The 25,006-nt window shown below is 34.4% G+C and carries 16 protein-coding genes; 10 read left to right on the top strand and 6 right to left on the bottom strand.

From position 1 onward, the window contains the following. Position 1: 1 nt before the first annotated feature. From FC091_RS09085 to FC091_RS09075, 3 genes are all read left to right on the top strand, one after another. Positions 2–2,527 carry a PorP/SprF family type IX secretion system membrane protein gene (locus FC091_RS09085; protein WP_138433960.1) on the top strand — a complete coding sequence of 842 codons (2,526 nt, stop codon included), beginning with the start codon at positions 2–4 and terminating at the stop codon, positions 2,525–2,527. 65 nt (positions 2,528–2,592) lie between these two features. After that, positions 2,593–10,815, top strand: coding sequence for a T9SS type B sorting domain-containing protein (locus FC091_RS09080; protein WP_138433959.1), 8,223 nt, complete (start codon positions 2,593–2,595; stop codon positions 10,813–10,815). Between the two features lie 31 nt (positions 10,816–10,846). Beyond that, the gene (locus FC091_RS09075; RefSeq protein WP_138433958.1) at positions 10,847–11,836 is read left to right on the top strand and encodes a PorP/SprF family type IX secretion system membrane protein; all 990 of its coding nucleotides are present in this window, start codon (positions 10,847–10,849) and stop codon (positions 11,834–11,836) included. 62 nt (positions 11,837–11,898) lie between these two features. Here FC091_RS09075 and FC091_RS09070 read toward each other — a convergent pair whose 3' ends face one another. Continuing rightward, positions 11,899–12,279: a hypothetical protein gene (locus FC091_RS09070; protein ID WP_138433957.1), complete on the bottom strand. Its 381-nt coding sequence runs from the start codon at positions 12,277–12,279 to the stop codon at positions 11,899–11,901. A gap of 12 nt (positions 12,280–12,291) precedes the next feature. Beyond that, positions 12,292–14,412 carry an elongation factor G gene (locus FC091_RS09065; RefSeq protein ID WP_138433956.1) on the bottom strand — a complete coding sequence of 707 codons (2,121 nt, stop codon included), beginning with the start codon at positions 14,410–14,412 and terminating at the stop codon, positions 12,292–12,294. Between the two features lie 136 nt (positions 14,413–14,548). On the opposite strand from FC091_RS09065, the gene FC091_RS09060 reads away from it, so the two are divergent. Together FC091_RS09060 and FC091_RS09055 are read left to right on the top strand one after the other, a co-directional pair. Beyond that, positions 14,549–15,364, top strand: coding sequence for a DUF1853 family protein (locus FC091_RS09060; protein WP_138433955.1), 816 nt, complete (start codon positions 14,549–14,551; stop codon positions 15,362–15,364). Next, positions 15,343–15,924, top strand: a complete 582-nt coding sequence (locus FC091_RS09055; protein ID WP_246035846.1) for a pseudouridine synthase — start codon at positions 15,343–15,345, stop codon at positions 15,922–15,924. The genes FC091_RS09060 and FC091_RS09055 overlap by 22 nt, the downstream gene beginning before the upstream one ends. On the opposite strand, the gene FC091_RS09050 is transcribed toward FC091_RS09055, so the two are convergent. Next, entirely contained in the window at positions 15,914–16,654 is a 741-nt protein-coding gene (locus tag FC091_RS09050) for a hypothetical protein (RefSeq protein WP_138433954.1), read from the bottom strand. The genes FC091_RS09055 and FC091_RS09050 overlap by 11 nt on opposite strands. 98 nt (positions 16,655–16,752) lie before the next feature. Then, positions 16,753–18,261: a DEAD/DEAH box helicase gene (locus tag FC091_RS09045; protein WP_138433953.1), complete on the bottom strand. Its 1,509-nt coding sequence runs from the start codon at positions 18,259–18,261 to the stop codon at positions 16,753–16,755. A gap of 139 nt (positions 18,262–18,400) precedes the next feature. On the opposite strand from FC091_RS09045, the gene FC091_RS09040 reads away from it, so the two are divergent. After that, positions 18,401–18,967, top strand: a complete 567-nt coding sequence (locus FC091_RS09040; RefSeq protein WP_138433952.1) for an ExbD/TolR family protein — start codon at positions 18,401–18,403, stop codon at positions 18,965–18,967. Here FC091_RS09040 and FC091_RS09035 read toward each other — a convergent pair. After that, positions 18,964–19,374: a 3D domain-containing protein gene (locus tag FC091_RS09035; RefSeq protein ID WP_138433951.1), complete on the bottom strand. Its 411-nt coding sequence runs from the start codon at positions 19,372–19,374 to the stop codon at positions 18,964–18,966. The genes FC091_RS09040 and FC091_RS09035 overlap by 4 nt on opposite strands. 381 nt (positions 19,375–19,755) lie before the next feature. Then, the gene (locus tag FC091_RS09030; RefSeq protein ID WP_138433950.1) at positions 19,756–21,756 is read right to left on the bottom strand and encodes an alpha-ketoacid dehydrogenase subunit alpha/beta; all 2,001 of its coding nucleotides are present in this window, start codon (positions 21,754–21,756) and stop codon (positions 19,756–19,758) included. A 142-nt stretch (positions 21,757–21,898) separates the two neighbouring features. Between FC091_RS09030 and FC091_RS09025 the strand changes: the two genes are divergently transcribed. The 4 genes from FC091_RS09025 to FC091_RS09010 are packed head-to-tail and all read left to right on the top strand — an operon-like array spanning position 21,899 to position 24,987. Continuing rightward, positions 21,899–22,849, top strand: coding sequence for an isopenicillin N synthase family dioxygenase (locus tag FC091_RS09025; RefSeq protein ID WP_138433949.1), 951 nt, complete (start codon positions 21,899–21,901; stop codon positions 22,847–22,849). After that, positions 22,849–23,178 carry a translation initiation factor gene (locus FC091_RS09020; RefSeq protein WP_138433948.1) on the top strand — a complete coding sequence of 110 codons (330 nt, stop codon included), beginning with the start codon at positions 22,849–22,851 and terminating at the stop codon, positions 23,176–23,178. Before FC091_RS09025 ends, FC091_RS09020 begins: the two co-directional genes overlap by 1 nt. 5 nt (positions 23,179–23,183) lie before the next feature. Next, entirely contained in the window at positions 23,184–24,125 is a 942-nt protein-coding gene (locus FC091_RS09015) for a DUF1835 domain-containing protein (RefSeq protein WP_138433947.1), read from the top strand. After that, the gene (locus FC091_RS09010; protein WP_138433946.1) at positions 24,115–24,987 is read left to right on the top strand and encodes a nucleoside phosphorylase; all 873 of its coding nucleotides are present in this window, start codon (positions 24,115–24,117) and stop codon (positions 24,985–24,987) included. Before FC091_RS09015 ends, FC091_RS09010 begins: the two co-directional genes overlap by 11 nt. The last annotated feature ends 19 nt before the right edge of the window (positions 24,988–25,006 follow it).

The raw sequence follows: 25,006 nt of genomic DNA, 5'->3' as shown, positions 1-25,006 counted from the left end.
CATGAAAACATATCTGTTGATACTATTTATATTGACCCTAACCATGCAAATGGCATATTCGCAACAAGATGATGGAGTTGTTTCTTTTGATTTACCAATAAGAAACTCTTTGGTTTTTAACCGTTACAACATCAACCCTACCTTCACTTTTGTTAGAGAACAAAACAAATACATAAGCTTTAGCAATAAAAGACAATGGGTACAGTTCGATAATGCACCAGAAATGTTCTTAGGAAGTTATTCTGGTCGCTTTGCTGAAAATATTGGTGCTGGTGTTGCTGCATTTCAACAAAACTATGGTGTACTAACAACTTTTGGTGGCTTATTAAACTTTGCCTATAACGTAAAACTAAATACCAATAGCAATTTAACATTCGGACTTAATGCTGCTGCTTACAAAAGTGGTGTAAATACATCTAATATTGTAACAAATTTTGACGATCCATCTTTACAGAATGTGCCTGAGAACTTTTTACTAACCGTAAACCCAGGTATTAACTACGGAACCGAATTTTTAGATTTTGGTATTTCTATAAATAATTTGGTGCTTTATAACCTTGAAACCTCTTCGATGATAGAAGACGATCCTAAGCAAAGTATCAAAGCACATGTGATGCACACAGGTTTTTTTGATGGACGCGGTTTTTTTAAGGATACGAAATTCTCAGGTATACTAATGTCAGAGTTCAGAAAAGATGAGACATTAATTTCTGGATTAGCAACTTTAAATGTTCCAAAAGGTATTTGGTTTCAAGTAGGTTACAACAATCGCTATGGCGTATCTGGTGGTTTGGGTCTTAATGTTACCAAAAATATTGCCTTAGAATATAATATTGAAAAGTCTATTGGTGAGCTCGTAGAGTTTGGTTCTTCACATGAAGTTACATTGGCCTACAGATTCATCACAAAAAAGAAGTATGATTATAGTGGTGATGAAGAAGTTAGCGGATTATTTACCAAAAAACGAATCAAACCGATTGTACAAGCATCAGAAGAAGAATTGGCAGGTATAAGAGAACGTGCAGCAGAACGTAGAGCTAAAGCCAAATTAGACAGAGAAGCTGAAGAAAAAGCAAAGAAAGATGCTGAGGCTAATGCACTTGCAGAAGCTCAAACAAAGGCAAAACAACTTGCTGAGGAAAAAGCTGAACGTGAGGCTAAAGCAAAAGTAGCTCGTGAAGAAGCTGCTGAGAAAGCAAGATTATTAGCTGAGCAACAAGCTAAAGAAGAAGCCGACACTAAAGCAAAGTTACTGGCAGAACAAAAAGCTAAAGAGGAAGCTGAAGCCAGAGCTAAGGCACAACAATTAGCAGAACAGAAAGCTCGTGAAGAAGCTGCTGAAAAAGCAAGATTACTAGCTGAGCAACAAGTTAAAGAAGAAGCCGAAAGAAAAGCACAGGAAGAGGCCGACGCTAAAGCAAAGTTACTGGCAAAACAAAAAGCTAAAGCCGAAGCTGAAGCTAGAGCTAAGGCACAACAATTAGCAGAACAGAAAGCCCGTGAAGAAGCTGCTGAAAAAGCCAGATTACTAGCTGAGCAACAAGCCAAAGAAGAAGCCGAAAGAAAAGCGCAGGAAGAAGCAGACGCTAAAGCAAAGTTACTGGCAGAGCAACAAGCTAAGGAAGAAGCGAATGCAAAAGAGAAATTAGTAGAAGATCCAAAAGATGAAATTGGTAAAACTATTGCCTCGCTGACTAAGGATGCTGAATCATCCAGTGAACAACAAAATAAGCTTCTTGAAGAATTTGAAAAGATCGTTAATATAAAAGACGAAGATTTAAAAGATTTAAAGGAAGAAAATGATTTAAGTGATCAAGGTATAGTTGTTAAGCCAAAACCATTTAAAAGCGTAACTGCTGAGAACAACAAACTTAATGCTATAAAATCTGATTTAGATGAAGTTATTAAATCTCAAACAGAGAAGATTGACTCTTTAAATTCACTTTATGAAGAACGCTATAAAACAACAAAGCTTGATGAAGTCAACCTGTTCTACAGAAAGAAAATCGAAGATTTAAAACTTAAACAGGCTGAGGCAAAAACACTAAGAATTCAACTTGATAATAGATTAGAATTAATTAAAGAAGCAACAGAGTTTGAAAAGCGAAGACGAATTAAGCGTGCAGCTTATGACAATGAGCAAGACAGATATTCTCAGGACAGAGCTATGCTTCAAAACATAAAACGAACAACAAAACCAGCAGAAACACAATATACTTCAGAAGATTTTGACTTTGGTCAAGAGCAGAGTGAGAATATTAAAATTTTAAAGAATGTTAGTAATACAGAGAGTGGTTACTACCTTATCATTGCGGTACATAGTGATATTAATAAGAGAAATGAATTTTTAACCAAAGTTGTAGCTTCAGGACGAGCTAATGTAGATTTCTTCTACGACGTCAACACTAGTAAATATTATATTTACTACAGTAAGTTTGACAGTATTAGCGCAGCCAATAAAGCTATGGAAGACAAAGGAAATAGACCATATAATGTAAAAATGTCCCTCGTGAAAATAGAAAATTAATAAGTTAAGCCATTCTTCTCAAATGCTTTACCCCAAGCAAATGTGAGGAATTAAAACCAAGTATCATGAAAAAACCTACTTTTTCAAGAGCATTAATAGTCATAATATTACTATGCTTTGGCATGGTCAGTTATGCACAAAATTATGTGCCGTTCACACCAAGATTTAATGAAGATTTAAAAGGAGACATAGTATTAATTGGGAATAATATTTTGGGTCCAAACAACGATGCTTTCAACGATGGAAGTGTTTACAACCACAATGTTAATATGCAATATATTGATATTGATGGTGATCCTTCAACCTTTAGTTCTTCAAGCGCGGATTTAGAAATTCCGAATCCAAATTGTTACCAAATTATTTATGCCGGCTTATATTGGGGAGCCGTAAATCCTGGTAACGAACCTATTACTGAGGTAAGGTTAAAAGGACCTTCTGGAGGTTATACAGATATAACTGGTACTGTAATTTTTGATGCCAACGGTACAACCATAGATGGTGGAGATAGTTTCTCATATGCCTGTTTTGCAGATGTTACTGATTATGTAACGAGTTTTGGGCCTGGTGCAGACCTAGGTACTTATACAGTGGCAAACGTCTCTTCTGGTGTTGGTGAAACTGCCAATTTTAATCCATATAACGGTACAGGTCAATCAGCTGGCTGGTCTTTATTTATTGTGTATGAAGATCCTACCCTTCCGGGCAAATCAATTACTAGTTTTGATGGTTTTAGTGCGATAAGTGTTCCTGGCGGTAATCCAAATTTGGACATTCCTGTTAGTGGATTCAGAACAGTACCTGCTCCTGCTCCAGTACGAGCTAATTTTGCGTTTGCCACATTAGAAGGTGACAGTCCAATTTTAGGTGATAGATTACGATTAAATGGTGTTAGTTTATCTACTGCAGATCGTCCTGTGGCTAATTTTTTCAACAGTTCGGTAACAAGATTAGATGCCACTCCGGTGACAAACCGTGTTCCTAATAGTACAAATACGCTTGGTTTTGATACAGGTACAATTGCCATTCCTAATCCAGGAAACTCTGTAATAGCTAATGATGCCACCTCTGGTACAATTCGTTTGGAGACAAGTGGTGATACATATTTTCCATATTTCTTTGCTTTTGCTGTTGAAATTATTGAACCAGATATTGTACTAACAAAACTTGTTGAAGATGATGCTGGCAATGACATTGGTGGACAATTAGTAGATCTTGGTGCTCAGTTGAATTATGTTATTGGTTTTCAAAATGTAGGTAATGATAATGCTACTAATTTTCAGATTAGAGATATTTTACCAATCAATATTATTTACAACCATCCAACAGATTTAATTCTACCTCCAGGTGTAACTGTGGCTAGCTACGATCCAGTAACTCGAGAATTGGTTTTTGATATTGATAATTCTCTTGTAGAAGAAAATGATCCTCGTTATGAAATTAGAATTGAAGTTGAAGTCGTAAGTAGCTGTGGTGATTTAGCAGATGCATGTTCTAACATTATTAATAATCAGGCATTTGCCACTTATAATGGATTTTTTAATCCAACATTTCAAATTACAGACGATCCTAGTTTAAACAGCAATACTGGTTGTTTGTTATCACCTCAAGCAACTAATTTCTTAGCAGATTTAGATTGTGAATTTGTTGAAGAAATCATTCTTTGTGGTGATACCGTTGAACTTACGGCAGCCAATGGTTATGATTCTTATGCTTGGTCAACGAGTCCAACAGGAACACCTGTCATTGGTAATACTCAAACTATTACAGTTGATGCAACAGGAACATACTATTCCTTTAATACTGCTATTGCACCATGTCAATCTATTGAGCAAATTTATGAAGTCGAGCTTTTTGGTGGCGATATTGAAAATCCCGTAATCCCTTATGCAGATGAAGTAGTAACTTGTCCTAATGACGGTAAGTTATTACCGAATATTTTCCTATGTGGTGCAGATGATTCAAGATTTATTGAAACTAATATATCTGATTCTATTTCTATAATCTGGGAACAATTAGACGAATCTAGTTGTGCTGCTGTTTCAGATCCAGATTGTGCAAATGAAGATCCTGGTTGTACTTGGAATGAAGTTGCGACAGGCGCAGACTTTTTAGCTAATACTGCTGGTCAATTCAGATTAACTATTAATTATCCTGGTGGTTGTTTTAATCAATTCTATTTTAACGTATATCAAAACTTATTAGTGCCAACAGTAGTATCAACAGATATTATTTGTACTACAAACGGAAGTATTACGGTTAATGATGTGCCTTCTGGCTATGAGTTTAGTATTGATGGCACAAACTATCAAACTAGTAATGTATTTACGGTAACAACACCAGGAACCTATTCTGTATACGTAAGACAAATTGGTGTACCAACCAATCCCTGTATTTTTTCTGTTCCTGATGTTTTAATTAGAGAGCGTGATTTTACGGTCACTTCTACAATTACTCAACCACTTTGTTTTGGTGAGTTAGGAAGTATTCAGTTAGCAGCAAATGATGTAGACCCTCAATATACCTTCACACTCAGTGAAAATGGAACTGTAGTAAATACTGTTGGTCCAATAATGGAAAACTCTTATTTATTTGAAAATCTAAATCCAGGAACTTACACAGCAACTGTAGAAACAGAAAACGGTTGTTTATTTACAGAAGATGTTACTATTGTAGAACCACCTTTATTGACTGTAACTGCAGCTGTAACAGTACCGTTAACCTGTACTGATGGAGAAATAACCATTTATCCTGAAGGAGGAACACCACCTTACTTCTACTTTATTAACGGTTCTACTGATTTTCAAACTGTACCAGAAATTGTAGTGACTTCTGCAGGTACATTCGACATTTTGGTAATGGACTCTAACAACTGTACGGCGACAACCACAATTTCTGTGGATGAAATTCCAGCTCCAGAATTTAATGTAACATCAACAGATATTTTATGTGGTGGTACAGGAGATACTGGTACAATTACCATCAATGTAACCAATCCAAACGGAAATGCTATTGAGTATAGTATTGATGGTGGAACTACATTCTCTAACGCATCATTCTTTACAGGATTAGTAGCAGGAAATTACGATGTTGTTTTACAATACATATCAGGTCCTTCAGTTTGTACTACTGATCCTCAAACTGTAACTATTATTGAAAATACAGCTATTTCTGGAACGGCAGAATTATCGGCACCTTTTACTTGTAATGGTACAGGAGAGATAACTGTTACAAATGTATCTGGTGGAAATCCACCATACGAATACAGTATAGATGGTGTTAATTTTCAAACCAGTAATGTATTCACAGGCTTAACGCAAGGCACTTATACCATCACTATTAGAGATACTAATATTTGTACAGCTGTTACAAACACTATTACAATCGACGCGTTAAATCCACCAACTGATATGGATTTTACAAGTACTCCTGTAACGTGTCCTACATTAACTAGCGATGTTGCTTTATCTAACGTTGTTGGTGGAAATGGTACTTTAGAATATCAAATTATAGCACCAGCTTCTGCTACTACAGCGTATCAAACTTCAAATGTATTTACTGGTCTTGCACTAAACACTTATACTTTTCAGGTACGAGATGAAAACGATTGTACATATAGCGAATCTTATACTATAGATCCTATACCAAGTCCGACTATAAATGTTGTACTTACTGAAACTTTAGATTGTACTGCAACTCCAGATGCTGAGTTAACAGGAACCATTACAGGTACTGCTCCTTACACTTATGAAGTTTCTATTGATGGAGCACCATACAGTGCTTTAGGAAGTACTCCTTCAACATTTAATTATAATACTGCCACAGCCGGCACATATCAATTCCAAGTTACAGATGCTAATGGTTGTACTGCTGAATCTGGTATTATAACAGTAAATCCTATTTCGCCACCTGTTTTTAGTGCAGTTGTTGAAAGTCAACCAATACTTTGTAACGGTGATGCAAATGGATCTATAGACATTACAATAGATACCACTGTTGGTACTCCTCCATTTACTATAAATGTGAATAATGACACCACAGGAACTGATTACGGTACACAAACATCTGGTTTAACTGCTGGTACATATACCATCACAATAACTGATGCCAATTCATGTTCTACAACAGAAACTATAACACTTTCTGAGCCAGATGCCATCACTTTCGATTTGAGTAAAGTAGATATTACATGTAATAATCCTGGAGGGTCTTCTTTAGGTTCTATTACCGTTGAAAATATTGCTGGTGGTACTGCTCCATTTACCTATTTTATTTCTAACAATTTTGGTGATGTTATTCCTGGCAACCCATATAATGCGACTTCTAATGAAGATCATACGTTCAATATTATTAACTACGGAAATTATACTGTTAATGTTGTAGATGCTAATGGTTGTAGTTTGTCGCAACAAATAACAATGGCTTCACCTCCATCAGATTTATTGATTAATGTTAATATTTCCGTACCAGATTGTACAACAGGTGGAACTGCAGAAGTTACTGCTGTATCAGCTGTAGGTAGTGGTAGTTATGAGTTTGGAATTTTAGAATTTAATACAATTCCATATACAACCAGTTATTTACCACCAGATACTCCAGGTGGAGATACAAGAACCTTTACCAACTTAATTCCTGGTGTGGTTTATACCTTTGTTGTTCATGATTTAGTGACAGATTGTTACTTTGTAAAATCGGCAGATGCAGCCATAGATCCTGCTTCTACCCTAACCTCAACTGTAACTCCGAACAATGTTACATGTCTTGGTGCAGCTGATGGAAGTGTGACCTTTACAATAGATAATTTTGATAGTACAACAACTTCTGTTGATTATGCAATCTATTCAGCTTATGATAATCAATTGGTAGATGGACCAAACACTATTGCGGTAACATTTGGTACTCCTGAAACGGTTACAACTCCAAACCCAGGAACATTATCACCTGGTCAATATTACTTAGTCTTTACAGAAAATGGTTCAGGCTCTTTTAATGGATGTAAAACGGCTTCACAAATATTCGAAATTCTTGAATCTCCTGTAGCTTTAGATTTAACAGTTTCTGTTGATCAAAACGCTAATTGTAATCCAAACTCTGGTGTTATTAGTGCCATAGCACAAAATGGAACGTCACCATATCAATATCAAATTACGACTAGTGCTACTGCTCCACTAGCTACTGATTCTGGTTGGGATGCTCTAAGTGTATTTAATGTAGATGCTGGCACCTATTATATTCATGTTTTAGATGCTTATGGATGTATTGTATCAAGTCCTGCTACCATTGTAGATATGGATGATTCACCTCAAATATCAGCTTCAGTCACTAATGCTTGTGAGCTACAAGATGGTGATTACGAAATCGTAGTTAATTTAGATACACCAAGTACTGCACCATATAGTTTTAGTATAGATGGTGGTGCTTTTCAAACACAGTCTGCACCTTTCACAATTTCTAATGTATTTGCAGGTACACATACTATAGAAATTCAAGATGCTAATGGTTGTTCTGATTTGGTAACTATTGATGTTGCTGAACCAATCGATGTTGTTGCAGATGTTACCGCAATGCCATCTTGTAATAATGATGATGGTGAAATTACAGTAACAGGATCTGGTGGTTCTGGTACTTATGCTTATAGTATTTCTCCTAATCCTGCTTCAGTAAGTTTATCTGGTAACACCTTTACTGGTGTACCTTCAGGTATTTATACAATTACAATTACGGATACGGTATTGTCTTGTACTTCTGAAACTACAATTTCAGTGAGCGAGCCTACTTCACCACAATTTACAGTAACATCTGATAGTGTAACGTGTTTTGGTGACAACACAGGCGCTTTTGACATTAACATTACAAACTTTACAGGTGCTTATACCTACGAAGTATTTGATAGTGTTGGTACATCTGTTACAGGTATTGTAAATGCTAACACAGCTACAAATCCATTGACTGTAACAGGTATGGCGGCTGGTAGTTTTGATGTTGTAATCACTCAAACAGATTTTCCATATTGTTCTAATTCAGCAGGTGTTGTTATAACGTCACCACAAGAGGCTTTAACTTTAAGCTTAGTTGAATCTTCAAACGTAACCTGTACAGATAGTGAAGGCACAATAACAGCTATTGCAGATGGTGGTTGGGGTAATTATGAATATGAATTAACAGGCGATGCTACAGTTGCTTTTTCTTCAAATAATGTATTCGGAAATTTATCAGCTGGAACATACACAGTAAATGTTAGAGATGCTGAAGGTTGTATTGCTTCAGAAACGATAACACTAAATTTACCAGATCCAATTACAGCAATATTCACTCCAAGTACTACTGTTTTAGATTGCTTTGGTGATCAGAATGCAAGTATAACCGTAGATATGGTTTCTGGCGGACAAGGCAGCAACTATGTATATACTTTAAATACTATTGCGCCAGTTGCTAGTTCTTCTGGCCCACAAACGTCTAACGTCTTTAACGATTTAGGAGCAGGAACTTACACAGTAACTATAACTGATGGTTTTGAATGTGAAATGACGTCTCTTCAAATTGAAATAGAAAACCCTACTCCACTCGATGTTAGTTTAGTAAGAACAACAACACAAACGTGTTTAACAGAATCTACATTAACACTTAGTGCTTCTGGTGGCACAGGACCATATGACTATAGTAGTACTATTGATTTTACAACAGTTATAGGAAGTTTTACTTCTTCTACAACATTCTCAGTTCCTGAAGGTACATATAACTACTACGTGAGAGATGCTAACGGTTGTGTTTCTAACGTATCTAACGATATTACAGTTGATCCATTACCTGAGTTAGTAATAAATCTAGAATCTTCTAATCCTACTATTAATTGTGCTGGTGACAATACTGGATCAATTTTAGCCACAGCGCAAGGTGGATTAGGAGATTATAGTTACACGCTTCAAGATACATCTGGTGCAACTATAAATGCGACTCAAAATACACCTGGATATTTTACAGAATTAGTAGCTGGTGACTATGTGGTCATGGTAGAAAGTGGAGATTGTGAAGTAACATCTGCTCCAATATCAATTACTGAGCCTACAACAGCATTAGACGCAACTATAGAAGTTAACAATATTACGTGTGCAGGAAACAATAATGGCTCTGTAATTGTTTCTGCTACTGGTGGAACTGGTACAATTCAATATGCAATTTCACCACAATTAAATCAGTTTTTTGAAACGAATACTTTTGAAAACCTTTCTGCTGGTGAGTATACTTTAATTGTTCAAGATCAATTAGGTTGTTATTTAACGTTTGACTTCACCATTATAGATCCAGAACCAGTAGTTATTACCATATTACCAGAAGCCTTTTTCCCTGTATTATGTGATGGCGATACAGATGGCGAGTTCAGTATTGAAATTGATGGTGGTAATTTACCATACAGTGTAAGTCTTGATAGTTATGAAGGCCCTTACACAACAGGAAATGCAACACAAACCGTATTCGACTTTACTAATCTTGAAGGTGGTGACCACATCGTTTATGTACGTGATGCTCAAGGTTGTGAATCTGAATGGAACATCACGTTCCCTGAGCCTATAGTCTTTAATCCTGAAATTACCTTAGAATATACCTGTGAGAATAATGCGCAAAGTAATATGGTAACTGTAATACTTGATGTGTCTGATGAAGAATTATCAGAGTTTGATTATTCTTTAGATGGAGGTGATTATCAATTAAGCAATGTGTTTGAAAATGTACCTGTAGGAACAGGACATTACATAGACGTAAGACATACTAATGGTTGTATACAAAGAACAGAACTATTTGATATTGAAGGTTACGAACCTATTACCTTAACCTTAGCTGAAGGCGAACTCAATGAAATCATTGCCAGTGCAACTGGTGGAACAGGAGATTATACCTTTACCATGAATGATGAGAATTATGGTAGTACAAATGTTTATACCATTACAGAAACTGGCGTCTATGTTGTAACGGTTACAGATAGTGCTGGCTGTACTGCTGAAGCAGAAATTGAACTAGAATTTGTTGGACCATGTATACCTAACTGGTTTACACCAAATGGAGATGGAGAATATGATACTTGGGCACCTGGTTGTGTAGACAACTACCCTAACCTAACCTTCGACATTTTTGATCGTTATGGTCGAAAGATTGCAACCTACAGAGTTGGCGAAGTTTGGGATGGTAGATACAACGGTCATGAATTACCTACTGGTGACTATTGGTTTGTTGTACAAACTAACGACCCAAATGTAAATAAAGAATTTGTCGGCCACTTTACCCTTTACAGATAGTCCCTTAATCTAATGAACTAAACCTACTAAGATGAAAAGAATTTTAATATACATACTATTCCTAACGGTAGCTCAAGGCTTTAGCCAAGAGCTTAACTTACCAGTTTGGACGCAATACTTGGCAGATAACGATTTTGTGATTTCACCAACGTATGCTGGTATTGGTGACAATTTAAAAATTAGAGCTAATGGATTGACACAATGGGTTGGTATTAAAGATGCTCCAGATAATCAATCTATTTATGCTGATTTTAGAATTTCTAATCGTTCAGGAATTGGAGTTTCGGCTTATAATGATAAAAATGGTAATACGCGTCAAAAAGGGCTTAAGTTATCTTTTGCTCATCACTTAATTTTAGATTGGAAGTCTAAGCAATACTTATCTCTTGGTCTATCTTATAACATCAATAATTTTAGAATTGATATTGAAAACTTTAATACCACTTATGAAATTCCGATTTTAGATCCTGCTATCAATGGAGATAGAGCCATAAATAACAATAATTTTGATGCTGGATTACTTTATCGCTGGAATAACTTTTATTTAAGTTTTAATGCTAACAATTTAGTTTCTAAGGATATTGATGAATTTACAGGAGGAATAGAGCCACGCTTACTATTAAATTACCAAGTGTATTCTGGGTATGTTTTTACACCTAAGCACAATAAAAACGTTGAGTTTGAACCCTCTGTGTTCTTTCAGTTTTTTGATAGTGATAATCGTTCTGCTACCGATTTAAATTTTAAGTATAGAAAGTTTAACAGAAATGGTGATTATTATTGGATTGGTGCATCTTACCGTTTTTTAAATGACCAGTTTTTAGATCCATTAAATCTTGGTCCTATGGCTGGTATACTTCATAATAAACTTTATTTTGCATATTCTTACCAGCTCACATTCAATGATTTATCTGGTTTTAACTCAGGTACACACGTCATAACCATTGGTCTAAACTTATTACAAAGTGCTAGTAATTGTCCTTGTACTAAAGGATCTAGCCAAAGTTATTATAGACTATAGGAAATAATAAAAAAGCCACGATTAGAATTCGTGGCTTTTCAATTATTAAGCTATGAATATAACTAAAGGACTTCTAAAAAGTAGTCCATCATTTCTTCCTTAAGATCATAATGTAGTTTAATGTAAGTTCGCATATCTTCTCTTAGTGTGTGTTGCTCATTCTGAAGTCTGCCATCTATATTTTCATTAAAATCTACATTGTTAATATTTGCCATTTTGTTTCGGCATCTATGCAAAAGCTTAGAAATAGCATCTTTCTCTATCATTATTCTATTTTGAAAAACTTCTAACTTTTTCAAAGCTATTGGGTCTTCAATTCTAGCTACTGCTTCTTCTAATTTTTCTTGAAAGGTATCCATCTCATTAAAATGAAATCTCAACTCTCGTTTCCATGTTTCTATATTAAACTTTAAATCGCTTAAATACATTACTTTACTGTGCATATCTCAATAGTATTATGTGGTTATTAATTCTTGTTGTTTTACTAATTCTTTTTGTATGTGATTTGGTACTGATGCATAACCTTCAAACTTTGTTGAATAGGTTGCTCTACCTTGTGTTAATGAACGTAATTGTGTAGAGAAGTCTGTTAATTCGGCAGAAGGAATAGTACATTTTAGAATTTGATAATTAAACTCCGTCTCTATACCTTGAATCATTGCTCTTCTGCTCTGTAGCTCTGTCATTACATTACCCACCATTTGCTCTGGTACTCTCAATGTCATCTGATCTATTGGTTCTAAAAGCTTGGGATTAGCATTTAAAAAGGCTTCTTTAAAGGCATGAGCACCAGCAATTTTAAACGATATATCATTAGAATCTACTGCGTGCATTTTTCCGTCATACACCATAACTCTTATATCTCTAATGTAAGATTTAGTCAACGGTCCAGATTCCATAACTTCTAGAATACCTTTCATTATTGAAGGCAAATAACGTTGATCTATAACTCCACCAACAATGCAATTGTAAAATACCAGTTTACCATCCCAAGGCAAGTCTACTTCTTCTCTACCTCTTATTGAAAAACCTTCAGGTTCTGGCATTCCTTCGTAATACGGCTCAATTTTTAAATGAACTTGTCCAAACTGTCCAGAACCACCACTCTGCTTTTTGTGTCTGTAATTGGCTGTAGCACTTCTTTGAATGGTTTCGCGATATGAAATTTTTGGTGATTCAAATCTTGCTTTTACATCGTAGATATGTTCTAAAATCCAAGTTAACGTTGCTAGATGAAGCTCACCTTGTGTACCTACTAATGTCTGATGCGTTTCGTTGTTATAGCTTAAATCTACTGTTAAATCCTGACTATGAATTCGTTTAAGCGCCTCACTCAATTTCTCTTCTTCACTTGGATTTTCAGCAAAAACGGCTTTTACTAATCGTGGTTGTGGAAATTTAATCGGTTTAATGGTTCCTGCTTCTGCTTTTAATGCTAAAGTGTCATTGGTTTCCGTGTATTTTAATTTTGTCGTTGCACCAATATCACCAGTGGTTAGTTTTTGTACCGAATGTTTTTCTTTACCATCCATAATGTACAACTGATTGAGTGTTTCGCTTTCACCTGTTCTAGTGTTAAACAACTTATCGTTTACATTAACCTCACCAGATTTCACTTTAAAAAAGGTAATCTGTCCAAAATTTGGTTGATAAATCGTTTTAAAGACAAACAATGATGTGTCTGCACCAATTTCAGGTTTTACTAAGTCGCCTTCTAAGGTTTGCTCTGGTTTTAAATCTGCGGCAGCTGGTGCTACATTATCTATAAAGCCCATAAGTCTTCCGGTACCCATATCTTTTAATGCAGAAACACAGAATACAGGAAAAAAGTCATGATTAAGCATGCCTAACTTAATGCCTTTACGAAGTTCTTCTTCATTAAGTGTTCCTTTTTCAAAATATAACTCCATTAATTCTTCATCATTTTCGGCTGCTTTCTCTACGAGCTCATTATGAAGTTTATTGGCGTAATCGAGTTGATCTTCAGGAATTGGCAGTTTTTCTGGCTTGCCACCTTCTGGCCCAAACTTGTAGCATTTCATTTTCAGAACATCTATGATGCATTGTGCGCCATCTATTTTAATTGGATATTGAACTAAAACAGCGTTGTTACCAACTAGCTCTTTTAAACTTTTAAAACTCTGTTCAAAATTGGCTTTTTCACTGTCAATTTTATTAATAACAAAGAGCGTAGGCTTATGGTATTTATCTACATAATTCCATATAATTTCTGTACCAATGTCAGCACCATGCTTCGCATTAATAACAGTAACAATGGTATCTGCAACTCTAATTGACGACATAATTTCGCCAATAAAATCGTCTAAACCAGGTGTGTCTATAATATTAATCTTGTAGTTACGCCATTCTGTATGCAAAGGTGTTGCAAAAACAGAAGCACCTCTGCGGTGCTCAAATTCATGATAATCGGAAACTGTATTTTGTTGCTCTACTGTACCTCTTCTATTTATTAAACCTGCCTCAAAAAGCATGGTCTCAGATAATGTGGTTTTGCCAGAGCGATGCGCACCAACAAATGCCACATTTTTAATGTGTTTGTTATCGAATACTTTCATATGTCATAAGATTTTGAATATTAAAACTCCTTGAAAATTATACCCTTAAAGGTACTTCTCATACAAAAGAAAAAACATGATATAAGTTAGGTTTTCGATATTTTTGTATCGTTTAATAGGAAAAGAAATTATTTAATTGCAAAAAGGATTCGATTTTACAGATAGGTTTAAAGGTTTTCAGAATACTCCATTACTTTGGGATTTTGATGCTGTAGAATCTCTAATGCAATTCAAAATATCATCGAGCCGAAGTATGTACAATACTGAAAGGCATCAGAAAAAATTACGATTAGGAAAGTGGATTGAGATCTTTACGGCATTTCAATTACAACAAATTGAAGGAATAGAATTTATTGCTGAAAATTTTCAGATTAAAAACAATAAGCAAACTATTGGAGAGCTTGATGTATTACTACTTAAAAACGAAAAACCAATACACTTAGAGATTGCATATAAATTCTATTTGTATGATGACACACAGGAATATTCAAATCCTTTAGATTACTGGATTGGACCAAACCGAACCGATAGCTTAATGCTGAAACTTAAAAAACTAATTAACAAACAACTTCCTCTACTTTATAAACCAGAAACCAAAAAACTATTGAAAACATTAGGTTTTGATAGTCAAAATTTTGAACAGTTTGTAAATTTTAAAGCACAGTTGTTTGTGCCGCTTGATAAAAAGAAAATAGATTTTTGTGCGTTAAATGAAGAATGTGTTACAGGTTTTTTTGTACACTTTAATAACATTGACGTATTAAAAAACAATCATTTTTATATTCCGAGTAAATTAGATTGGCTAGTAGAACCTAAAGCAAATGTTGAATGGCTAAATTTTGATGATGCTCTGCCTCTTTTGCGGGTTTACATTGATAAAAAACAGTCTCCACTTTGTTGGCTTAAGAATGAAAATAATCAACTCTCAAAATGTTTTATAACCTGGTGGTAATGGAAGACAGTTATTATAAAATATACAAACCTTATGGTTACTTAAGTCAGTTTGTAAACAATCAAAACAAGCGAAGAAATAAAAAGTTATTGTCTGAGTTATTCGATCTTCCTAAAAATACCATGGCCGTTGGCCGATTAGATGAAAAATCTGAAGGTTTATTACTTCTCACTACAGACGGGAAATTCAGTAATTATATTACCAGTTCTAAAATTGAAAAGGAATATCATGTCATGGTTGATGGAACGATTACTCAAGCACAAATAGATACTATAAAAAATGGTATAGAAATTTCTGTAAACGGACAGTCTTATGTAACTAAACCTTGCCATGCGGAACTACTAGAAGATACATCTCATATTTTGAATCGCTTTGTAAGAGATGAAAAGCATGGACCAACATCTTGGTTAAAAATAGTTTTAACGGAAGGTAAGTTTAGACAAGTACGTAAAATGACAGCAAAAATTGGTTTCCCTACGCTACGTTTGGTAAGAGTTAGAATTGGAAATTATAAATTAGAAACAATGAAACCAGGAGAAATTAAAACGATTAGTTATTAGAGGCTGTTTCTTCTTTTTCGGCAGCTTTTTCTTCTTCAGTTTTTTCTTTGATTACTGCTTTTTCATTGTTAAATACAATGATAGCCTTTACTCCTGTTAGCAAATTCCACTCTTTGGATGAAATTAATTTGCCTTGGTCGTCATAAACAATAAACTCTGCAGTGTTAGGACCAGAATCACCTTGATTCAGTGCTTCAATCTCAACAGTATTTTTGCCTTGAGCTAAATCTATCTCAACACGTCTATAACTACTTCTTAGCAACAAGTTTTGCTGAACAACGATATCATTAACATAAATTCTTACACGGTCACCATCTGGATATTGATGATCTCTACAAATGATATTTACAAATTTTGTGTCTACATTATGCTCGCCTAAAAACTGATCTGACATAGTCTTTATAACTCCACCTTTCTCCAAGTCTTTGCTCCAACGCTTCTCAAAGATTTCAGCAGGACTCTTAAGGCCATCTTCATCTGTCATTGAAAAAGGCTTGTCTGATTTTTTTATAATAAATTTCTTCTTTTCATCCTCTTTTCCTCCTGCCTTCTCTTCTTTATTATCGAGCTTAGGTGCTACCTTTATTTTAGTAGGAAGCGAATCTTTTTTGGTTTCAGAAGGTTCTGCAGGAATGCGAATGGTTTTGTTTTCTTTATCTGGTACTTGCGCATAAATCGATGTACCAAATAGAAGACAAAATAAGACTAATATGTGCTTTAAAGTTTTCACTAAAATTTAGACGAAATAAATAATCCTAAACTTGTGGTACAAAAACCATACCTACTTCAAAATAAACGTATAAAAATGTATTTCCTTAAAAAAAAACGTTAAAACTTACCGTTGAAGCTAATGCGTAATTTACGGTTATATTCTTCAAACAACCAATCTTTATAGTTGTCTGTGCTGTTCATAATACAATAGCAGTATTGTTTTATACGATATGCAATTTCATCTTGTAGTAATTTTACCAAGTCTCTTGCATCATATACATCCTCACTATTCTCAATACAGATTTTAGAATGTTGTTCTATAGAGCGTTCTATAACTGTAAACGATTTTTTACCAGAACCAATAACATCTTTGTACTGAGCCTTAACATTAAACTCAAGATTATCTGAGTTTTTAAATTTCTCTTTCAATGTATCTGGCATAACATAGACAAAATCGCGTTCTAAAGCTTCATCGTCTATGATGTTTTCGAGATATAAATCTGGATATTTAAAAATATGTTGCCAATCTACGGGTTGACTCCAAGGACCAAAGCGCGATACGTTATTACCTAAGTCTATAACCTGAAACGTTTTACGGTCTTTATAGATACGACTGCCACGACCAATCATCTGAAAATATAGCGTTAACGATCGTGTAGCTCTGTTTAGAATTATTGACTCTACAGAAGGCTCATCAAAACCAGTTGTTAATATACTTACAGAGGTTAAAACTGCGTCTGGTGTGTGTTTAAACCACTTAAGAATATCTTTTCGTTCTTGCTTACTAGCAGTATTGTCTAAATGCCGAACATTATAACCAGCTTTTTTAAAGGTATAGTAAACTTCCTTAGACGTGTAAATTCCGTTATTAAAAATCAAGGTTTTTTTTCCTTTTGCTAACTCTTCATATGCAGAAAGCAGTTTAGTCTGCATTAAAGAATTGGTGTATAAAGCCTCAGAGGATTTAACCGTGTAGTCGCCATTAATACCAATCTTTAAAGATGTTAAGCCTACATCATAATGATATACGTCTGCGCTTGCCAAAAATCCATTACTGATTAAAGTAGCAATATCATCACCTACAATTAGCCTATCGTAATTATCCTTCATTGGTAGCTTTATATTACTACTAAGAGGTGTTGCGGTAACACCAAGAATAAAACAGTGTTCAAAGAATTTAAACAGCTTTCTAAACGAGTTATAATGAGCCTCATCAATAATAACCAATCCAACATTTTTTAATTGAAAGTCATTATCAGACAAACGGTTATTTAATGTTTCAACCATGGCCACAAAACACTGATACTCGTCTTGGTCTGGCAATGTTTTTACCTTACTATTAATAACCTTGTTCTTAACGTTAAAACCAGAAAGCACATTCGATGTTTGCTTACACAACTCTATTCTATGCGTTAGGATTACTACCTTTTTATTGTGTTTTTCTATGTAGCGTCTAACAATTTCAGAAAAGATTACTGTTTTACCACCACCTGTTGGCAATTGGTAGAGCAAATTAAAGTTGTCTGCTTCTTCTGCCATAACATCAAAAATGCGATACAAATCTTTGATTTGATAATCGTAAAGTCGCTTTTCTGATGTAGTATCTTTAATGGTGCCTGTAGACATAAAGTTTTTTTTACTCTAAGGTTAATTTTGCAAAAATAACATATTGTAAGTGTTTTTGTTATGCATTGTTAATAACCTTTAACAAGATTGGTACTGTTCTTGTGCTTAAGAAAATATTAACATTTTAAATATTCACATTATGAAATCATTTCGAAGACATTCTGCGACGGTCAACGCAGGATCTATGGCAGACATTGCCTTTCTGTTACTTATTTTCTTTTTAGTAACAACGACCATTTCAGCTGATAAAGGCTTATTAAGACAATTGCCTAGTGATTGTCCAAATATTGAAAAGTGCTTAAAAGACATTAATGAACGTAATCTTTTAAGAATTGTATTGAATCATAATCAAGAAATCTATATAGAAGATAATGTGGTAAAACTTGAAGAAGTTAAAGCCATTGTAAAAGGATTTGTAGATAATAATGGAGCATCTGAATGTGATTATTGTGATGGCGAAAAACTATCAACAGGATCTGATCATCCCAGAGAAGCAGTTATTTCATTGAGCCATGATGCTTTAACCAAATATGAATTGTTTATTTCTATACAAGATGAAATTACAAAAGCTTACTACGACTTAAGAGCTCGATATATTGAGGCGAAGTTTAATAAAACACCAAGTCAAATTACAGATGAAGAATTAATAACTGTAAAGAAAGCATATCCCTTTATTGTTTCTGAGGTTATGGTGAAAAGGAATTAGAGCAAAGTGTCATTGTCTTTGATGCAATACTCAATGTTTACCTTTTTTTTGCCCCATTTTTTAGCTTTGAGTACATCGTTGCCCATGTAAATATCTATACGTTTTCGCCAACGTCTATTCATTTTGTCCTTTACAGTAAAGAGACTATCAAAACCTTCAATCTTTACGCGTGTATTGTGTACTAAACCAGAATCGAGTAAATCTCTAGACACAGCAATATATCTTAATCCAGGTTTTAGACTATCACCAAAGGCAGTAATATTTGGATTAGAGTTTGTTTGATAAGCAAGCGAATTGTATGCAGTAGCAGTCACTACAAAAGATTTTGAAGCGCAATCTTGTTCCACAACTTTATTACAACCTATGTATAAAAGACAACAAAGGATCACAAGAACTTTAACTTTCATAAAACTAAAGATACGTATAAAGTTAAAAACTGTTAAACTGTAACAGACTAGTACATAACAGTGTAACATTTTATTTTTTTGGTCGTCTATTAGATGTAATCAATTAAAAAACAATAAATCATGAGAACTTTAAACAACAATCAATTAACAAGTACAACTACAGAAACAAGAAGTTACACTTGGAACAGTAAAAGACGTTATAGATAATAACGTAATTCATCAATCATTAAATCAAATCAATTATGAAAGCCTTATCAAAAATTGTCAATACATCTCACAGTTTAGATGATGACTTAGAAAACATTAAATTATGAAGTGGACTTTTAACCTAAGTACATTAAACTAAAAAACCAACACTGTACTAGTGTTGGTTTTTTTAATTTAGTAGTTTAGTAACTCTCTCAAAACCTCTTCAAACTTTCCTTTGGCCAAATATTGTTGCTCTAATTGTGGTGCAAAAGGTATTGGTGTTTCCATACTTGCAACACGCTTTACTGGAGCGTCTAAATATTCAAAACAATCTTCCATTAACATTGCAGAAATATCGCTAGCAATACCACCAAACATACTATCTTCCTGAAGAATAATTGCTTTTCCAGTCTTTTTTACAGAACTGATAATAGCGTCTTCATCTAATGGTTGGAGTGTTCTTAAATCAATTAAATCTGCAGATATATCAGTATTATTTTCTAAAGTTTCTAAAGCCCAATGAACACCTGCGCCATAAGTTATAATTGAAACATCGTTACCTTCTTTTAACAATGCTGCTTTACCAAAAGGCAACGTGTAATAATTTGTTGGTACATCTTGTCTTATACTTCTATACAATGCTTTGTGCTCAAAGAACAGCACAGGATTTGGATCATTAATAGCTGTAGTTAACAAACCTTTAGCGTCATAAGGAAACGCAGGATAAACTACTTTAAGACCTGGTGTTTTAGTAAACCAAGCTTCATTGGTTTGTGAGTGAAAAGGACCTGCAGCAACACCTGCTCCACAAGGCATCCTAATAACAACATCTGCATTTTGTTTCCAACGATAATGCGACTTTGCTAAATAGTTTACAATGGGATTAAAACCAGATGTTACAAAATCTGAGAATTGCATTTCTACTACAGCCTTCATACCAGCAATAGAAAGCCCCATGCCTGCCTCAACAATTGCAGATTCACAAATAGGTGTATTTCTAACTCTGTCTTTACCAAACTGTTCTACAAAACCTTCAGTAATTTTAAAAACACCTCCATACTCAGCTATGTCTTGTCCCATAATCACCAAGTCAGAGTGCTTTTCCATAGATTGTTTTAAACCTTCAGAAATAGCATCTATTAGACGTTGTTCTTTTAATTCATTATTTGGTTTAAATTCCTCATAATTAAATGATTGATACACATCATCTAATTCAACACTTTCATTGGGTGTTATTTCAGCTTCTGCATATGCAGATTCAAGAGAAGCGTCAATTTCAGACTTAATTACAGTTACATATTTATCATCAATTTCAGCAGAAAGGATCTTTTTACTGAACAAATAGCTTCTAAAGTTTTCAATAGGATCTTTTGCTTCCCACTCTTCCATTAATTCCTTCGGAACATATTTTGTACCACTGGCTTCTTCATGACCTCTACGTCTAAAGGTTTTAAACTCAATTAATATTGGCCTTGGTCGTTTTCTTATGCTCTCTGCTAACTTTTTAACTTTAGAATAGGTCTCAATAATATTGTTGCCATCTAATATAAAAGACTCTATACCATATCCTTTGCCTCTATCTGCAAGGTGTTTACAGAAATATTGCTCATTTGTTGGTGTTGATAAACCGTAGCCATTATTCTCAATACAGAAAATTACTGGTAATTGCCATACCGAAGCGACATTTAATGCCTCATGAAAGTCACCTTCACTAGTTCCACCTTCACCTGTAAAAACAGCAGTTACTTGCCCATTGTTTTTCAATAGATTAGCCAAAGCAATACCATCTGCTACACCAAGTTGAGGTCCTAAATGAGAAATCATACCAACAATATTGTACTCTTGCGTACCAAAATGAAATGAGCGATCTCTTCCTTTTGTAAAACCACTGGCCTTACCTTGCCATTGACAAAATAAACGATGAAGTGGAATCTCTCTGGTGGTAAAAACGCCAAGATTTCTGTGCATTGGTAATATATACTCGTTTGGCTTTAGAGCCATAGTTACACCGACCGAAATTGCCTCTTGTCCGATACCAGAAAACCATTTAGATATTTTTCCTTGTCTTAGCAATATGAGCATTTTTTCCTCTATAAGTCGAGGTCTCAACATGTTGTAATATAGTTTTAGTAATACTTTATCACTTAGATTGCGCTTATCGTAGTCTATATTGCTTTTTGTTATTGTTGGCATATATTATAATTCTAGAGGTTCAAATGTAAATAAAATGCTTTAATAATAGGGAGTCAACAATATAAATGTCTTCACTAGATATTCACATTTTACGACTATTTAATTACTTTTGTATATTGACAATATTTTAAATAAAATTCCAATGGATAGAATACCTAGCGTAGATTTAAAGGATTTCCTTTCGGACGACCCAAATAGAAAACAAAAATTTATTGACGAAATTGGTAAAGCATATCAAGATATAGGCTTTGTAGCCTTAAAAGGACATTTCTTAGATGATGAATTAGTTGATAGGCTTTACAAGGAAGTTAAAAACTTTTTTGATTTACCTCTTGAAGTTAAGGAAAGCTATGAGATACCTGGTATTGGAGGCCAAAGAGGCTATGTCTCTTTCGGAAAAGAAAGTGCTAAAGGTAAAAAGGAAGGTGATCTTAAAGAGTTTTGGCATTTTGGACAATATGTTGAAGATGATGAAGAGCGCAAAAAGGAATATCCTGAAAATGTTGAAGTGAAAGAACTTCCTGAATTTAATAAGGTTGGTAAAGAAACTTACCAAATGTTAGAGAAGACAGCTAAATATGTACTTCGTGCTTTAGCATTACACCTAGGATTGGAAGAAACTTATTTCGATAATTACATCCATAATGGAAATTCTATTTTAAGACCAATTCATTATCCACCAATTACTGAAGAACCTAAGAATGCTGTAAGAGCAGCTGCTCATGGTGACATTAACCTAATTACACTTTTAATGGGTGCTCAAGGGCGTGGCCTGCAAGTGCAGCGTCATGATGGTGAATGGTTAGATGCCATAGCAGAACCAGATGAACTTATGATCAATGTTGGTGATATGCTATCTAGGCATTCAAATAATAAATTAAAATCTACTATTCACCGTGTTGTCAATCCACCCAGAGAACTTTGGGGCACATCACGCTATTCTATTCCTTTCTTTATGCATCCAATCAGTGAAATGAAATTAGATGTTTTAGATAGTTGTATAGATGAAGAAAATCCAAAATTATACGAAGACATCACTGCTGGTGAGTTTTTAAACAAACGTTTAGTAGAACTTGGATTGATTAAAAAATAATGGATTTACAAGATCAACTCAAAAATCTTTTTCCAGATCATAAACCTGAGCCATCAGAAGAACAAACTGATGTGCAAAGTGACATTTGGTTACAGGACGATCCTATAATTTGCAAATACGAAAAACGCAAAGGAAAACCCATCACAATTTTAGAAGGCTATACTGGCGCCGCGGAAGATTTTAAAAAACTAGCAAAAGAGCTTAAAACTAAGCTTAGTGTTGGTGGTAGTTTTAAGGATGACAAAATTATCATACAAGGAGATTATAGAGATAAGATTATGACCATTCTTAAGGACAAAGGATTTAACGTAAAACGTGTTGGAGGTTAATTTTTATGTCTAAGGAAATTCTTCATATCACCAATGGTAGTGTGCTAACAGAATATCTAAGAGAACTAGATTTTAAAGATGAAATTTTAACATGGCAAGAGATGTTGTGCGAAGGTCCAACAATTCCTAAAATTGACTCGGTAGCGTTCTTTGAGCTAAGAAGTGAGTTCTTAAAAGACTACTATGATATTGAAGTTGATGAAGATGAACTTCAAAAAGAGTTGTCTAAATTAGATAATGCTAGTAGATATGATGAAATTCATCTATGGTTTGAGTACGATTTGTTTTGTCATATTAACTTATTAGGTGTTTTGAATCTTTTGCACCAAAAGGAAATAAGGAAACCTCTTTATCTCATTTGTAGTGGTCGTGTTGAAGGAGAAAAAAACCTTAAAGGATTAGGCGAACTCACCCAAACTCAATTATTAGATCATTACGATAAACGCATAAAATTAAATAACGAAGACATAGAGCTTGCCATTACACTCTGGCGAACATATTGTGGTAAAGACCATAATATCTTGAAACCATACATCGTAAAGGAGTCTAGCTTTAAATACATGAGCAGTTGTTTAAAAGCACATTTAAAACGTTTTCCACATCAAAAAAGTGGTCTTAGCGTACTTGAAGATAATATACTAAGATTAGTAAGAGATAACGATATTAAATCTAGGCATCATTTATTAGGTTACAGCCTTAATTATCAAGGCTATTATGGGTTTGGTGACACCCAACACCGTAGATTAATAGATAAATTAAGTATCTTTTTTGAAGAAGATGAAAACAGTTTAAAACTCAACCGAAAAGGCCACGAAGCCTTACTAAGACAACATAATTTTGCCACTGAAGTTAATAACAACATGACCTACGGTGGTGTAAAACGTTTAGAATTTCAGTTTAGCGTAGACCAGAATAAACTTATTAAGACCATACTTCATGTCGATTAAAGACTCAGAATTAATTTTAAATCCAGACGGTAGCGTTTACCATCTAAATTTAAAACCAGAAAATATCTCGGACACCATCATTTTTGTTGGTGATCAAGACCGTGTTGAAAAAATTACTAAATATTTTGATAGTATAGAATTTAGCACACAAAAACGAGAGTTTAAAACCCAAACAGGTTACTATAAAGATCGTAGAATTACGGTGCTCTCTACCGGAATTGGCCCAGACAATATTGATATAGTACTCAATGAGCTAGATGCCTTAGTAAATATTGACCTTAAAACTCGTAAACCAAAAACCCAACTCACTAGTCTAAACATTATTAGAGTTGGTACTTCTGGCTCTTTACAAGCAGATATACCTGTTGATGCTTTTGTAATGAGTACGCATGGTTTGGATATCAATGGAATGCTTCATTTTTATCAGATTGATGGTATTAGTAATCCAGAAATCGAAGATGCATTTATAGAGCATACCAATTGGGATAAAAACAAAGCAAGACCCATCATTATTAACAACAGTAAATACTTGGAAAAATATTTTGAAAGCGACAAAGTTTTTAAAGGAATGACAGGTACTGCAGGAGGTTTCTATGGACCACAAGGACGTGTTTTACGATTGCCACTGCATGACGCTGGTTTAAACGAGAAACTAGACAACTTTAACTACAAAGAATTCCGGATTACCAACTTTGAAATGGAGACTTCCGTTATATATGGATTATCTAAGTTGTTAGGACATGAAGCACTATCATTAAATGCCATTATTGCTAACAGAGCTACTGGCGATTTTAGTAAAGATCCTAAAAAGACAGTAGAAAAGTTAATAGTGTACGCACTAGAGCGAATTGTTAATATTTAAAAATATTGTGGCACAGGCC

This window comes from Winogradskyella algicola (assembly GCF_005869935.1).
Taxonomy (GTDB): Bacteria; Bacteroidota; Bacteroidia; order Flavobacteriales; family Flavobacteriaceae; genus Winogradskyella; species Winogradskyella algicola.
The sequence above is the reverse complement of the archived record's forward strand: the minus strand, read 5'-3'. Positions and strand labels throughout refer to the sequence as shown.